The organism is Agrobacterium sp. DKPNP3 (assembly GCF_052686535.1).
In genome coordinates this window covers 1-13,749 of record NZ_JBQYSN010000061.1, presented here as the reverse complement: position 1 = coordinate 13,749, position 13,749 = coordinate 1, and the positions used below count along the sequence as shown (strand labels likewise).

The 13,749-nt window shown below is 60.8% G+C and carries 13 protein-coding genes and 1 pseudogene; 11 read left to right on the top strand and 3 right to left on the bottom strand.

Annotated elements, in window-relative coordinates; all coding sequences use genetic code 11:
* Nucleotides 1-12: 12 nt before the first annotated feature.
* Both ACUTJJ_RS16550 and ACUTJJ_RS16545 read left to right on the top strand, forming a co-directional pair.
* Nucleotides 13-414 carry a globin domain-containing protein gene (locus tag ACUTJJ_RS16550; protein ID WP_445542819.1) on the top strand — a complete coding sequence of 134 codons (402 nt, stop codon included), beginning with the start codon at nt 13-15 and terminating at the stop codon, nt 412-414.
* Nucleotides 411-776: a DUF423 domain-containing protein gene (locus tag ACUTJJ_RS16545; protein WP_296068533.1), complete on the top strand. Its 366-nt coding sequence runs from the start codon at nt 411-413 to the stop codon at nt 774-776. The genes ACUTJJ_RS16550 and ACUTJJ_RS16545 overlap by 4 nt, the downstream gene beginning before the upstream one ends.
* A gap of 139 nt (nt 777-915) precedes the next feature.
* Here the strand turns inward: ACUTJJ_RS16545 and ACUTJJ_RS16540 are convergent, their stop codons facing one another.
* From ACUTJJ_RS16540 to rutR, 3 genes and pseudogenes are all read right to left on the bottom strand, one after another.
* Nucleotides 916-1,197, bottom strand: coding sequence for a hypothetical protein (locus tag ACUTJJ_RS16540; protein WP_404496294.1), 282 nt, complete (start codon nt 1,195-1,197; stop codon nt 916-918).
* Nucleotides 1,178-1,501 (bottom strand): annotated as a pseudogene (locus ACUTJJ_RS16535) (DUF2325 domain-containing protein); the annotation flags it as partial. The pseudogene ACUTJJ_RS16535 and the gene ACUTJJ_RS16540, both read right to left, overlap by 20 nt.
* Nucleotides 1,502-1,760: 259 nt before the next feature.
* Entirely contained in the window at nt 1,761-2,402 is a 642-nt protein-coding gene (gene rutR, locus ACUTJJ_RS16530; protein ID WP_004443251.1) for an HTH-type transcriptional regulator RutR, read from the bottom strand.
* A 259-nt stretch (nt 2,403-2,661) separates the two neighbouring features.
* On the opposite strand from rutR, the gene ACUTJJ_RS16525 reads away from it, so the two are divergent.
* The 9 genes from ACUTJJ_RS16525 to ACUTJJ_RS16485 form a co-directional block, all read left to right on the top strand.
* Nucleotides 2,662-3,909, top strand: coding sequence for a Zn-dependent hydrolase (locus ACUTJJ_RS16525; protein WP_296068525.1), 1,248 nt, complete (start codon nt 2,662-2,664; stop codon nt 3,907-3,909).
* Complete coding sequence (gene hydA, locus ACUTJJ_RS16520; protein WP_445542818.1) at nt 3,906-5,363, top strand: dihydropyrimidinase; 1,458 nt, start codon at nt 3,906-3,908, stop codon at nt 5,361-5,363. The genes ACUTJJ_RS16525 and hydA overlap by 4 nt, the downstream gene beginning before the upstream one ends.
* Before the next feature lie 2 nt (nt 5,364-5,365).
* A complete protein-coding gene (locus ACUTJJ_RS16515) occupies nt 5,366-5,800 on the top strand; it encodes an NUDIX hydrolase (RefSeq protein WP_445542817.1) in 435 nt (144 codons plus the stop codon).
* A complete protein-coding gene (locus ACUTJJ_RS16510) occupies nt 5,797-6,591 on the top strand; it encodes an ABC transporter ATP-binding protein (protein WP_445542816.1) in 795 nt (264 codons plus the stop codon). The genes ACUTJJ_RS16515 and ACUTJJ_RS16510 overlap by 4 nt, the downstream gene beginning before the upstream one ends.
* A 339-nt stretch (nt 6,592-6,930) precedes the next feature.
* Entirely contained in the window at nt 6,931-7,806 is an 876-nt protein-coding gene (locus ACUTJJ_RS16505; RefSeq protein WP_445542815.1) for an ABC transporter permease, read from the top strand.
* Nucleotides 7,803-8,675: an ABC transporter permease gene (locus tag ACUTJJ_RS16500; RefSeq protein WP_404496307.1), complete on the top strand. Its 873-nt coding sequence runs from the start codon at nt 7,803-7,805 to the stop codon at nt 8,673-8,675. The genes ACUTJJ_RS16505 and ACUTJJ_RS16500 overlap by 4 nt, the downstream gene beginning before the upstream one ends.
* A 21-nt stretch (nt 8,676-8,696) precedes the next feature.
* Entirely contained in the window at nt 8,697-9,689 is a 993-nt protein-coding gene (locus tag ACUTJJ_RS16495; RefSeq protein WP_144577077.1) for an ABC transporter substrate-binding protein, read from the top strand.
* Between the two features lie 502 nt (nt 9,690-10,191).
* On the top strand, nt 10,192-11,385 hold the full coding sequence (locus ACUTJJ_RS16490; RefSeq protein WP_296068507.1) for an efflux RND transporter periplasmic adaptor subunit: 1,194 nt from the start codon (nt 10,192-10,194) through the stop codon (nt 11,383-11,385).
* Nucleotides 11,386-11,398: 13 nt separating this feature from the next.
* Nucleotides 11,399-13,749 (top strand): efflux RND transporter permease subunit (locus tag ACUTJJ_RS16485; protein WP_445542814.1); only part of this gene is annotated, 2,351 nt, incomplete at its 3' end.

The window sequence follows — 13,749 nt, the reverse complement described above, 5'->3', positions numbered from 1 at the left end:
AAGAGGCGGATGATGAGCGGCGAGACTGTTACCCTTTATGAAGCGATCGGTGGCGATGCGACCGTGAGGGCGCTGACCCGGCGCTTTTATGAATTGATGGATACCCTGCCGGAAGCGGCGCGCTGCCGTGCCATTCACCCTGCCGACCTCTCCGGCAGCGAAGCGAAGTTTTACGATTATCTGACCGGTTATCTTGGCGGACCGCCGGTTTATGTCGAAAAGCACGGTCACCCCATGCTGCGCCGTCGTCATTTCGTTGCCCCCATCGGCCCAGCCGAGCGGGACGAATGGCTGCTCTGCTTCCGCCGCGCCATGGAAGAGACAATCGACAACGCGAAGCTGCGAGACATCATCTGGCCCCCGATCGAGCGGCTCGCCTTTCACATGCAGAACCAGGAAGCGGATAATCCATGACCCACGAGAGACTGCGCGCCTTCATCCTGTTGTTGGGCAGCCTGCTGGGTGCTGCCGGGGTCATGCTCGCGGCCGCCGCCACCCATACCGGCGAAACCTATATGCTCGGCAACGCCTCAGCCATGGCGCTCGCCCATGCGCCGGTGCTGATCGCGCTCCACATCGGTGCAGACCGTATCCGAACCGCCATTCCCGCCGGCCTGATCCTCGGCCTTGGCACGGCCATCTTTGTCGGCGATCTCGTCGTCAGACACTTTTTTGGCCACAGCCTCTTCCCCTACGCCGCCCCCCTCGGCGGCCTCGGCATGATCTCGGGTTGGTTGGTGTTGTGCGCAGGAGCGTTTTTGAAGCCCACGGCTTGACACCCTTGAATCGGCTGTCTGAAACTATGGCGTGCCGCGGCGTCTCGCAGGTAACGTCATCCTCACCCCTGAGACGAGGATCCAAGCAACACCGAGACCTCGATGCCTCACGCAAGCCCTGAGATCATGGGGAGGTGCATTAACTCTGCCGCCCCTTCCTGCGAAATGGCAGGATGTTGCGGCGGCACTTGTCCGGCGCATCTTCTATAAATGAAGGCGTCCGACTTGGCTGTCGGGCGTTCAAATGCGGAAAAACAACGACATTTGCGGTGCGGTTGCGCTCGTCCCGCTCCCCAACCATCTCGTAAATATCCGTCAGGCAGAAATCCCCTGCCTGCTCCGCCATCTTGTGCAGTTCCGCACGGCAGGCTTCTGCTGCCGGGGGATTGTCGTCGTGGACGTTATTGCGCTCGTCGCTCATCGCTGGATGTCCGTTCATTCATCGTCTGTAGCGCCCGCTCCAGACTGGATTTGCTGCCATTGCGCAGCGGAATGAACGTCTTGCCGAATTTCTTGCAACCGGACTTCACCCGCAGACACGCATCATGGCTGATACAGTCGATCGGGCAGAAAACGCAGTCGACGGAGGGAAGCACGGTATCGATGCGCGAGACCGCCTCGCGCAGGCCGCCATCGTGGTGGATCAGCTCGGCGCCGAAACTGCTGGCGATCTGGCGAAGATGGGCAACCTGACAGTCACGGCCGCCCACATAAAGAAAGCTTTTCGGACCCGAAAGCTGCTCTTCGGCCGCCTCTCTTTCAGTCTGCGGCGCGCCCTTGCCCTGCTTGCCGCCGCCTCCAGATTTCTTCTTTTCCTTGCGTGCCATTCCCTCACCTGCCGGTTGGTTTTTGATACCCCGATATGGGCCCCGACGTTCGGGATGCCGGCACCATAATAAAGATGAGTTTTCTAGTAAAGTATAAAGGTGATAATTTTCATCATGTTTTTCACGCCGCGCTCTGTCGCTTAAAATCCGGCGATGCTCAGCCGTTTATCCGCAACCCGCCCATGAAAAGCTGCTCCAGATGCCGGGCCGCGTCCTCGAAACGTCCCTCGCCGCCGTTCTTGTCACCCAGCACCGCCCGCACCTGCACATCGAAATCGGCATAGTGCTGGGTGGTCGACCAGATCGAGAAAATGAGGTGGTAAGGGTCGCATTTGGCCATCCGGCCGGCCTTCACCCAAGCGCGGATCACCTCGGCCTTCTCATCCACCAGCTGTTTCAGCGGCCCTTTCAACTCGTCTTCGATATGGGGCGCGCCCTGCAGGATCTCATTCGCAAACAGGCGGCTTTCACGCGGGAAATCGCGCGACATTTCCAGCTTGCGACGAATATAGGAGCGGATCTCGCTTTCTGGGTTGCCCTCTGCATCGAAAGCGCGCAGCGGGTCGAGCCAGGTGTCGAGCACCCGCTCGATAAGCGCACGATGCATCGCCTCCTTGGTGCGAAAATAATAAAGCACGTTCGGTTTGGACATGCCGGCCGCCTCCGCAATCTGGTCGATTGTGGAGCCGCGGAACCCATTCGTGGAAAAAACACTGAGTGCAGCTTCAAGAATCGCCTCCTGCTTTTCCTCCTGAATGCGGGTCCGCTTCTGTGTTTTCGCTGCGCGCGGTATGGCCATTCTCAGCTCTCTGTTTCTTTTCAATGCAATTGCCGCTACAGTATGCTTAAAAAATAATCGCCGTTCATAGCTTAGGCAAAATTACTGCGATTCGTCACAAAATCCCTTGCTGACGCCATCGCGAATTTGCAATGTTTACCAGCCGGTCAATTTATCCATCATCGCCGTCACAAGGCAATGGCTGTTATCTTAACCGGCAAAAAGGGGAACGGCACAAGCTTTGCTTTGATAAAAACAAAACAGGTGAGGACGACACTTTATGACGGCGGGTAAGAACTTGACGGTCAATGGCGACCGTCTGTGGGATAGTCTGATGGACATGGCGAAGATCGGCCCCGGCATTGCCGGCGGCAATAATCGCCGCACGCTGACGGATGAGGATGCGGAAGGCCGCAGCCTTTTTCAGCGCTGGTGCGAAGCGGCAGGCCTGACGATGGGCGTCGACCGCATGGGCACTATGTTCGCAACCCGTCCCGGTGAAGACCCGGACGCGCTTCCCGTCTATATCGGCAGCCATCTCGATACCCAGCCGACCGGCGGCAAATATGACGGCGTACTTGGCGTGCTGGCCGGACTGGAGGTCGTGCGCAGCCTGAACGACCTCAATATCAGGACCAGGCACCCGATCGTGGTTACGAACTGGTCGAACGAGGAAGGCGCCCGCTTTGCGCCCGCCATGCTGGCGTCGGGGGTTTTCGCCGGCATTCACGATCTCGATTACGCCTATAGCCGCACGGATACAGACGGCAAGACCTACGGCGAGGAGCTGAAACGCATCGGCTGGCTGGGTGATGAAGAGGTCGGCGCGCGCAGGATGCACGCCTATTTCGAATACCACATTGAACAAGGGCCGATCCTTGAGGCCGAAAACAAGCAGATCGGCGTCGTCACCCATTGCCAGGGCCTGTGGTGGCTGGAAGTGACCCTGACCGGCAAGGAAGCCCATACCGGCTCCACCCCGATGGCCATGCGGGTTAATGCCGGCCTCGCCGCCGCCCGCATTCTCGAAAAGGTGCAGGAAGTGGCGATGGCTCACCAGCCGGGTGCTGTCGCCGGCGTCGGCCAGATGATATTTACGCCCAACTCCCGCAATGTGCTGCCCGGCAAGGTGGTCTTCACCATCGACCTCAGAACCCCCTCGCAGGCAAAGCTCGACAGCATGCGCGCCATCTTCGAACGCGAGGTGCCCGCCATCGCCGAAGACCTCGGCGTCGGCTGCTCGATCGAAGCCATCGGCCATTTCGACCCCGTCACCTTCGATCCTGTTTTGGTCGGCCGGGTGCGCTCTGCCGCCGAACGACTGGGTTACAGCCACATGGACATCATCTCCGGCGCCGGCCACGACGCCTGCTGGACCGCAAGGGTCGCTCCGTCAACCATGATCTTCTGCCCCTGCGTGGGCGGGCTCTCCCACAACGAGGCCGAAGAGATTTCACCGGAATGGGCAAAGGCCGGCTGCGACGTGCTGCTGCATGCGGTGCTGGAGACTGCGGAGATCGTCGAATGACCGCCACCATCATCAAGAACGGCACCGTCGTCACCGCCGACCTCACCTATAAGGCCGATGTGAAGATCGAAGATGGCAAAATCGCCGAAATCGGACCTGATCTCACCGGCGGCACCATCCTCGATGCCACCGGATGTTTCGTCATGCCTGGCGGCATCGATCCGCATGTGCATCTGGAAATGCCCTTCATGGGCACCTATTCCGCCGATGATTTCGAGAGCGGCACGCGGGCGGCGCTGGCCGGCGGCACGACCATGGTGGTGGATTTCTGCCTGCCGGAGCCGGGGCAATCGCTTCTTGACGCCCTGAAACGCTGGGACAACAAGGCGACGCGCGCCAATTGCGATTATTCCTTCCACATGGCCGTCACCTGGTGGGGCGAGCAGGTCTTCGACGAGATGAAGACGGTGGTTCAGGAAAAGGGCATCAATTCCTTCAAGCACTTCATGGCCTATAAAGGCGCGCTGATGGTGAATGACGACGAGATGTTCGCCTCCTTCTCGCGCTGTGCGGAACTGGGCGCCATTCCCTTCGTGCATGCGGAAAACGGCGATATCGTCGCGCAGATGCAGGAAAAACTGATGTCGGAAGGCAATGTCGGGCCGGAAGCGCACGCCTATTCCCGCCCGCCTTCCGTGGAAGGCGAGGCCACCAACCGCGCCATCATCATCGCCGATATGGCCGGTGCGCCGCTTTACGTCGTCCACACCTCCTGCGAACAAGCCCATGAAGCCATCCGCCGCGCCCGGCAAAACGGCATGCGGGTCTATGGCGAACCGCTGATCCAGCACCTGATCCTCGACGAAGGCGAATATGCCAATCCCGACTGGGATCACGCCGCCCGCCGCGTCATGTCGCCGCCCTTCCGTAACCGTCAGCATCAGGACAGCCTCTGGGCGGGTCTCGCCTCCGGCTCGCTGCAATGTGTGGCGACCGATCATTGCGCCTTCACCACCGAGCAGAAACGCTTCGGCCTCGGTGATTTCCGCAAGATCCCCAACGGCACCGGCGGGCTGGAAGATCGAATGCCGCTGCTCTGGACCCATGGCGTGGCGACCGGCCGGCTGACGATGAATGAATTTGTCGCCGTCACCTCCACCAATATTGCGAAGATCCTCAACATCTATCCGAGAAAAGGCGCGATCCTCGTTGGCAGCGATGCCGATATCGTCGTCTGGGACCCGGCGCTGACAAAGACCATCAGCGCCGCAAACCAGCAATCGGCCATCGATTACAACGTGTTCGAAGGACACAGGGTAAAAGGCCTGCCGCGCTACACGCTCTCACGCGGGCTGGTGAGCGTCGAGGAAGGCACCATCGAGACACAGGCCGGCCATGGCCAGTTCATCGCCCGCGATCCCTATCCGGCCGTCAGCCAGGCGCTTTCCACCTGGAAGGAGCTCGTCTCGCCACGCAAGGTGGAACGCACAGGCATTCCGGCATCGGGCGTGTGATCATGGGCGAGCCGAAACGCGAAATCCTCATCGCTGCCGCCATCTTGCTCAACGAGAAGCGGCAGATGCTCGTGGTGCGCAAGCGCGGCACCACGCAGTTCATGCAGCCGGGCGGCAAGATCGATCCGGGCGAAACCCCGGAACAGGCGCTTCACCGCGAGTTGGCCGAAGAAATCGGCCTGACGCTCCCCGAAAATGCCGCGCGTTATGAGGGCGTCTTTCGCGAGGAAGCCGCCAATGAGCCGGGCGCCGATGTCGTCGCCCATGCCTTCACCGCCAGGCTTCATGCCGAGGTCACCCCGCAGGCGGAAATCGAGGAAGTCCGCTGGCTCGATCTCGACCGCAACCCCGGTGTGACCATCGCCAGACTGACGGAAACCCAGATGCTGCCGCTGGCGCGCGCCGCCCTTACGGAAAGTGAAACCAAGCCGCGATGAACCAGGCCTCTTCCTATTCCGTCGTTTCCGCCAGAAAACTGGGCCTCACCTTCGAAACGGGGGATGGACCGGTCCACGCCCTGTCCAATGTCGATCTCGACGTGAAAAAGGGCGACTTCGTCTCCTTCATCGGCCCTTCCGGCTGCGGCAAGACCACCTTTTTGCGGGTCATCGCCGATCTTGAAAAACACACGTCAGGCGAGATCACCGTCAACGGTACGACGCCGGAAAACGCCCGCAAGGACCGGTCCTACGGCTACGTTTTTCAAGCCGCCGCCCTTTATCCCTGGCGGAGCATCGAAAAGAACATCGCCCTGCCGCTCGAAATCATGGGTTACAGCAGGGCCGAGCAGCGCGAGCGCGTCGACCGCACGCTCGACCTCGTCAACCTCAACGGCTTCGGCAAGAAATATCCCTGGCAGCTTTCCGGCGGCATGCAGCAGCGCGTCTCCATCGCCCGCGCGCTTGCCTTCGATGCCGACCTGCTTCTGATGGACGAGCCGTTCGGCGCGCTGGACGAGATCGTTCGCGATCACCTCAACGAACAGCTGCTGAAACTGTGGGATACGACCGGCAAGACCATCTGTTTCGTCACCCACTCGATTCCGGAAGCGGTTTATCTCTCGACGAAAATCGTCGTCATGTCGCCGCGTCCTGGACGAGTGACCGACGTGATCGAATCCACTTTGCCGCGCGAAAGGCCGCTGGAAATCAGGGAAACGCCGGAGTTTCTGGCGATTGCGCACCGGGTGCGTGAGGGGTTGAAGGCGGGGCACAGCTATGAGGGGTGAGGTTGGCGCCAGCATTGGCTCATTTGGCGGTAGGTTGCCCCTCGTTTTTTCTCCCCGCCGGGGAGAAGGTGGCCCGAAGGGTCGGATGAGGGGGCAAGATTGCGGCTCAACGCTACCCTTGCCCCCTCATCCCGCTGCCGCGACCTTCTCCCCCTCGGGGAGAAGAAGGCAGGCGGCCCTACCTCCATTCCATTCCCAAGCTTTGAGTTGGACGAGACCCACCCACGAGTCGATCTCCCCCCTTGTGGGGGAGATGTCCGGCAGGACAGAGGGGGGTAAGCGCCACCCACAAGGCACCGCTAAACCCCATCCGCGGCACAGGCGAGGGAGCAAAACCCCATGACCCTCCTCCGCCACCGCATCCTCCCCATCCTCACCGTCCTCCTCGCCATCTTCATCCTCTGGCACCTGGCCGTCATCTACCTCAACCTGCCCTTCGCCCGCGACCAGGCCACCCGCTCTGGCCAGACGCCGGGCTTCCTCGAACTCCTGCCGCAGACCTTCGCCCAGGAGCGCCCGGTCCTCCCCGCCCCGCATCAGATCATCGCGGAACTCTGGGACACGACCGTCAACAAGCCCGTCACCTCGAAACGCAGCCTCGTCTACCACGCCGGCATCACGCTTTCCGCCACGTTGCTCGGTTTCGCCATCGGCGCGGTATTGGGCATCCTGCTGGCGGTCGCGATCATGCATAACCGCGCCATGGACCGCTCGGTCATGCCGTGGATCATTGCCAGCCAGACCATCCCCATCCTCGCCATCGCGCCGATGATCATCGTTGTCCTGAACTCCATCGGCATTTCCGGGCTGCTGCCGAAGGCGCTGATTTCGACCTATCTCTCCTTTTTCCCCATCGTCGTCGGTATGGTGAAGGGCTTAAGAAGCCCCGAAACCCTGCAGCTCGATCTGATGCACACTTATAATGCTTCGCCGGCGCAAATCTTCTGGAAGCTGCGCTGGCCCTCCGCACTGCCTTATCTTTTCACCTCGCTGAAGATCGCCATCGCCATCGCGCTGGTCGGCGCCATCGTCGGCGAATTGCCGACAGGCGCTGTCGCCGGTCTCGGCGCGCGCCTGCTTTCCGGCTCCTATTACGGCCAGACGGTGCAGATCTGGGCGGCGCTGTTCATGGCTGCCGGGGTCGCCGCCATTCTTGTCTCGGTCATCGGCATCGCCCACGCCGCCGTCCTCAAGCGAATGGGAGCACGGCCATGACGAACCCTGGCTGGTTTATCGGTGCGATCCTGTTCTGGCTTGCCGCCTGGGCCTTCAACGAATGGCTGGTGCGGCGCAACTTCACCTCCTCCTCAAAAAGGCGCGTCAGCCGCATCGCGGTGCCTCTCCTTTTCGGCCTTGCCATTGTGGTGCTCTGGGAAGGCATCGTGCGCGGATTTTCCGTGCCGCCCATCCTGCTGCCGGCCCCGAGCGCCATTCTCGCCCGCCTCCTCAGCTCCCTGCCGATCCTCTGGGCGGATTTCCGCCAGACTTTCCTGAAATCGGTGCTGACAGGTTACGTGCTGGGCTGCGGCCTCGGCTTCATCGTCGCCATCCTCATCGACCGCTCGCCCTTCCTGCAACGCGGGCTCTTGCCCATCGGCAATTTCGTCTCTGCCCTTCCGGTGGTCGGCATAGCGCCGATCATGGTCATGTGGTTCGGTTTCGACTGGCAGTCGAAAGTCGCCGTCGTCGTCATCATGACCTTCTTCCCGATGCTGGTGAACACGGTGCAGGGGCTTGCCGCCGCCAGCCACATGGAGCGCGACCTGATGCGCACCTATGCCGCCGGGTGGTTTCCCACGCTGATAAAGCTGCGCCTGCCCGCCGCCTGGCCCTTCATCTTCAACGCGCTGAAAATCAATTCCACGCTCGCCTTGATCGGCGCCATCGTCGCGGAATTCTTCGGCACGCCCATCGTCGGCATGGGGTTCCGCATCTCCGCGGAAATGGGCCGCAGCAATGTCGATATGGTCTGGGCCGAGATTGCCGTGGCGGCGCTCGCAGGGTCTGGCTTTTACGGTCTTGTGGCGCTCGCAGAGCGGGCCGTCACCTTCTGGCATCCGTCCGTCCGTGGGGGACGAACGTAAATAACGAAAAAGGGAACAGCGATGAAAATGAAACTTGCATCCATGCTTCTTGCCGGCGCGTCACTGCTGACCGCATTTAGCGTTCAGGCCGCCGACAAGATCACCCTGCAGCTGAAATGGGTGACCCAGGCGCAGTTCGCCGGTTATTACGTCGCCAAGGACAAGGGCTTTTATGAAGCCGAAGGCCTCGACGTCGATATCAAGCCCGGTGGCCCGGATATCGCACCGGCGCAAGTATTGGCTGGAGGCGGGGCCGACGTGATCGTCGACTGGATGCCGTCTGCGCTTGCCACCCGCGAAAAGGGCGTACCGCTTGTCAACATCGCCCAACCGTTCAAATCCTCGGGCATGATGCTGACCTGCCTGAAGGAAACCGGCATCAAGAAACCCGAGGATTTCAAGGGCAAGACGCTGGGCGTCTGGTTCTTCGGAAATGAATATCCGTTCCTGTCGTGGATGGCGCACCTGAAAATCCCGACCACCGGCGGGGCTGATGGTGTTACCGTGCTGAAACAGGGTTTCAACGTCGATCCGCTTTTGCAGAAACAGGCCGCGTGCATTTCCACCATGACCTATAATGAATACGGCCAGGTTCTCGACGCCGGCATCAAGCCTGAAGACCTCGTCACCTTCAAATATGAGGATGAAGGCGTGGCGACGCTGGAAGACGGACTCTACGTTCTCGAAGACAAGCTCAAGGACGCCAAATTCAAGGAGGACATGGTCAAATTCGTTCGCGCCTCCATGAAGGGCTGGAAATGGGCGGAAGAAAACCCCGACGAGGCCGCCGATATCGTTCTCGAAAACGACGCCTCCGGCGCGCAGACCGAAAAGCATCAGAAGCGCATGATGGGCGAAGTCGCCAAGCTCACCGCAGGCTCGAAGGGCGCGCTCGACAAGGCCGATTACGAGCGCACGGTGAAAACGCTGCTCGGCGGCGGCTCCGATCCTGTCATCACCAAGGAACCGGCAGGCGCCTACACCACCGAGATTACCGACGCGGCGTTGAAGTAGGTCGTGGCAGGCAAGCGAAGACGCGGGTCGTATCCACACGCCGTCACCCCGACCTGATCCGGGGTCCAGCGCGATCAAGTCCTTGATCGCGGAAACGTCCTTTCACGGCGCAGACGCGCCGTGGCTGGATGCCGGATCTAGTCCGGCATGACGAGGTTTTTTTACTCTCGTGACTCAAGCGCCGTTGGCTTGTATTGGTAACCCGCCGGACGAATTACAACATCCGCGCCTATACAAAAATGTATACCTAGACCAACGGCTATGCGGATTGATTTGCACGTCAACAAGAATTAAAGTCCCGCCCACAAGACTGCCAAACTTGATCTTGTAAAAAAAGCACGAGGCAAAGGTGCTTTAGATTCGCGTTGAGGGGCGTTTGAATCGGGAGGATCGAAAAGGAAGTATTGTGATCCCTTGTTTCACATTCGCCATCGCATGACCTTTTGAGACACGGCCCCGGGCCTGCAGGACATGCGAGCGAATATTGCGCGAGCCAAGCCACATGCAGCATAGAGTCACGTTTAACCGCTTTGTATTCCTTCTTCTGTCCGCAGCGGCGCTCCCCCTGTCAGCAGCCGCCGAGGGAGAGGCGCAGGCCCCGGTCAAACAGCAGAACCTGCCTTCCATTATCGTTGCCCATGCCGCAAAACGCGATCTCGTGGACCGCATCATCGCGACAGGCACCATCCGCCCAGTCGATGAAATCTATGTCCAGCCGCTGGTCGATGGCCTGTCGATCGATACGCTGAACGTCGATATTGGCGACAGGGTCGAAGCCAACGCAGTCCTCGCCGTCCTCTCCTCCGACAGTCTTATCCTTCAGAAGAGCCAGCTTGAGGCCAACAAGGCCAAGGCGCAGGCAGCCGTTGCCCAATCCAAGGCGCAGGTTCTGGAAGCGGAGGCGAGCGCCAATGACGCGAACCGCCAGCGCGACCGTGCGGCAAAGCTCGGCCAGAGCGGCTCAGGTTCCGTCTCGCAGGTTGAGCAGACGCAGGCGCAGGCGGAAGTCGCCGCCGCCAAGCTCAACGCCGCCCGCCAGGCCGTTTCCGCCGGCGAAGCCGACATCAAAGTCGTGGACGCTCAAATTGCCGATATCGACCTGAAGCTGACGCGCACGGGTGTAAAAACCCCGGTTGCCGGCATCGTTTCGGCCAAGAATGCCAAGGTAGGCGCGATTGCCAGCGGCGCCGGCAATCCGCTTTTCACCGTCATCAAGGACGGCGCGATCGAACTCGTCGCCGATCTGTCCGAGACCGACATCCAGAAGGTGAAGGTCGGCCAGAAAGCCTATTTGACGGTTGCCGGCGGAACTGAGAAAATAGAGGGCAAGGTGCGCCTCGTCTCGCCTACCGTCGATCCGACGACGCGCCTCGGTTCCGTGCATGTGGTGCTGCCCGAAGGGAGCCCGGCGCGCTCGGGCATGTATGCCAGCGCCGCGATCATCGTCGAGGAGACGAACGCGCTCGCCCTGCCGCTCTCGGCCGTCACCGCCGGGCGCGAAGGCTCGACCACCCGCAAGGTGGAAGGCGATGTCGTCAAGCAGGTGAAGATCGAGACCGGCATTGAAGACGGCGGTTTCATTGAGATTGTCAGCGGTCTTGCCGCTGGAGACAAGGTTGTCGAGAAGGCTGGGGCATTCGTGCGTGATGGGGACCGGATCAAGCCGGTTGAAGCCCAGACGTCTGCGTCCAACTGACTGAGGGATTGAAATGAACTTTTCCGCATGGTCAATCCGTAACCCGATTGCGCCGCTGCTCGGCTTCGCCGTGTTGATGATGCTCGGCCTGCAGGCATTCAACACCCTGCCGATCACCCGCTTCCCGAATATCGACGTTCCCGTCGTCGCCGTCACCGTGACGCAGAGCGGCGCTTCGCCCTCCGAACTCGAAATGCAGGTGACGAAGGAGATCGAGGACGCCGTCGCCGCCATTAGCGGCGTCGATGAAATCCAGTCCACCGTGGTCGATGGCCAGTCCACCACCACGGTCGTCTTCCGCATTGAAAAACCGACGGAAGAGGCGGTTCAGGACACCAAGGACGCCATCGACAAGATCCGCAGCGACCTTCCCGCCGATATCGAAGAGCCGATCGTCAGCAAGATCGACGTCGAGGGTCAGGCGATCCAGAGCTTTGCCGTTTCCTCGCCCAACATGACGCTCGAAGAGCTGTCATGGTTCGTGGATGATACGATCAAGCGGGCTTTGCAGGGCAAATCCGGCATCGGCAAGGTCGATCGCTACGGCGGTGCGGACCGGGAAGTGCGCGTGGCGCTGAACCCCGAAAAGCTCGACGCCTATGGTATCACCGCCAGCGAGGTGAACAGCCAGCTGCGCGGCACCAATATCGACCTTGGCTCCGGCCGTGGCCAGGTGGGCGGCAACGAACAGACCATCCGCACGCTCGGCGATACGCGCGATGTTTCGCAGCTTGCCAACACCACCATTGCCCTTTCGAACGGCCGTTTCGTCAAGCTGTCCGAACTCGGCACGATCACGGATACCTATCAGGAGCCGAAGTCTTTCTCACGCTTCAACGGCAATCCTGCCGTCACCTTCGCCGTGTTCCGCTCCAAGGGCGCGAGCGAGGTTTCCGTGGCGCAGACCGTGTCGGAAAGCCTTGAACAGGTGCGAAAGGATCATCCTGACGTCGACATCCAGAAGGTCGATGACTCCGTCTACTTCACCTACGGCAACTATAAGGCCGCGCTCGACACGCTGATCGAAGGCGCTGTCCTCGCCGTTATCGTCGTCCTGCTTTTCCTGCGCAACTGGCGCGCAACGCTGATTGCCGCCGTGGCGCTACCGCTCTCCGCGATCCCGACCTTCTGGATCATGGATATCATGGGCTTCTCGCTCAACCTCGTCAGCTTCCTCGCGCTCACGCTCGCCACGGGTATTCTCGTGGATGACGCGATCGTGGAAATCGAGAACATTGCCCGTCACATCAAGATGGGCAAGACGCCCTATCGCGCGGCGCTGGAAGCGGCGGACGAAATCGGCCTCGCCGTCATCGCCACCAGCTTCACCATCATCGCCGTCTTCGTGCCCGTCTCGTTCATGCCTGGTATTCCGGGCCAATACTTCATCCAGTTCGGCCTCACCGTCGCCTTCTCGGTGTTCTTCTCGCTCGCCGTCGCCCGCCTCATCACGCCGCTGATGGCGGCCTATCTGATGCGTGCCGAAGACGCGATGGACGACCATCACGACAATGATGGCAGGCTGATGAAGGCCTATACGCGCATGGTCACCGCCACCACCCGCAAATGGTGGGCGCGGTATCTGACGCTCGTGGGTGCGATCGCCTTCCTTATTGCATCGGTCATGCTTCTGGCCCAGGTGCCGGGCAGCTTCCTGCCGCCGGATGACGCCTCGCGCGTCACGCTTTCGGTGGAACTGCCGCCCAATGCGACGCTCGATGAAACCGACCGCACGACGACGCAGATCTATCAGGCGCTACGTGATATCAACGGCGTGGAAAGCGTCTTCATCCTTGGCGGCGCTTCGCCGAAGGGTGACCTGGAGCTTCGCCGTGCCACCGTCAACGTCATCCTCGAACATATCGATCACTCGCTGCTGAAAACACTCGTCAACAAGGGCCTCGGTTCCATTCCGCTCATCGGTCCATATCTGCCGAAGGTGGAGGAGAAGGGCCGCACACGTCCGCAATGGGATGTGGAGCGGGATATCTTCGCGCAGGTACGTGGCATTCCCGATGTGCGCATCATCAAGCTGAACGACCGCGCGGAACGCGAACTCTCCTTCAACTTTCTCTCGAAGAACGAGAAGGACCTCAGCGACGCCGTCGGCATTCTCGAAAGCCGCCTGCGCGCCTCGCCGATCCTTGCCAATGTCAGCTCGGAGGGCGCCCTGCCCCGGCCGGAACTGCAAATCCGCCCGCGCAAGGATGAAATCGCCCGCCTCGGCATCACGCCGCAGCAGATCTCGCAGACCGTGCGCGTCGCCACCATCGGTGATATCGACGCACAGCTGACGAAAATCTCGCTGGATGACCGGCAGATCCCGATCCGCGTACAGGCCTCGCTCGATGCCCGCCGCGACCT

Excerpts from the sequence above, each read along its gene's own strand:
- ACUTJJ_RS16550 (WP_445542819.1), top strand. The coding sequence starts at position 13 with ATGAGCGGCGAGACTGTTACCCTTTATGAAGCGATCGGTGGCGATGCG.
- ACUTJJ_RS16545 (WP_296068533.1), top strand. The coding sequence starts at position 411 with ATGACCCACGAGAGACTGCGCGCCTTCATCCTGTTGTTGGGCAGCCTG.
- ACUTJJ_RS16540 (WP_404496294.1), bottom strand. The coding sequence starts at position 1,197 with ATGAGCGACGAGCGCAATAACGTCCACGACGACAATCCCCCGGCAGCA.
- rutR (WP_004443251.1), bottom strand. The coding sequence starts at position 2,402 with ATGGCCATACCGCGCGCAGCGAAAACACAGAAGCGGACCCGCATTCAG.
- ACUTJJ_RS16525 (WP_296068525.1), top strand. The coding sequence starts at position 2,662 with ATGACGGCGGGTAAGAACTTGACGGTCAATGGCGACCGTCTGTGGGAT.
- hydA (WP_445542818.1), top strand. The coding sequence starts at position 3,906 with ATGACCGCCACCATCATCAAGAACGGCACCGTCGTCACCGCCGACCTC.
- ACUTJJ_RS16515 (WP_445542817.1), top strand. The coding sequence starts at position 5,366 with ATGGGCGAGCCGAAACGCGAAATCCTCATCGCTGCCGCCATCTTGCTC.
- ACUTJJ_RS16510 (WP_445542816.1), top strand. The coding sequence starts at position 5,797 with ATGAACCAGGCCTCTTCCTATTCCGTCGTTTCCGCCAGAAAACTGGGC.
- ACUTJJ_RS16505 (WP_445542815.1), top strand. The coding sequence starts at position 6,931 with ATGACCCTCCTCCGCCACCGCATCCTCCCCATCCTCACCGTCCTCCTC.
- ACUTJJ_RS16500 (WP_404496307.1), top strand. The coding sequence starts at position 7,803 with ATGACGAACCCTGGCTGGTTTATCGGTGCGATCCTGTTCTGGCTTGCC.
- ACUTJJ_RS16495 (WP_144577077.1), top strand. The coding sequence starts at position 8,697 with ATGAAAATGAAACTTGCATCCATGCTTCTTGCCGGCGCGTCACTGCTG.
- ACUTJJ_RS16490 (WP_296068507.1), top strand. The coding sequence starts at position 10,192 with ATGCAGCATAGAGTCACGTTTAACCGCTTTGTATTCCTTCTTCTGTCC.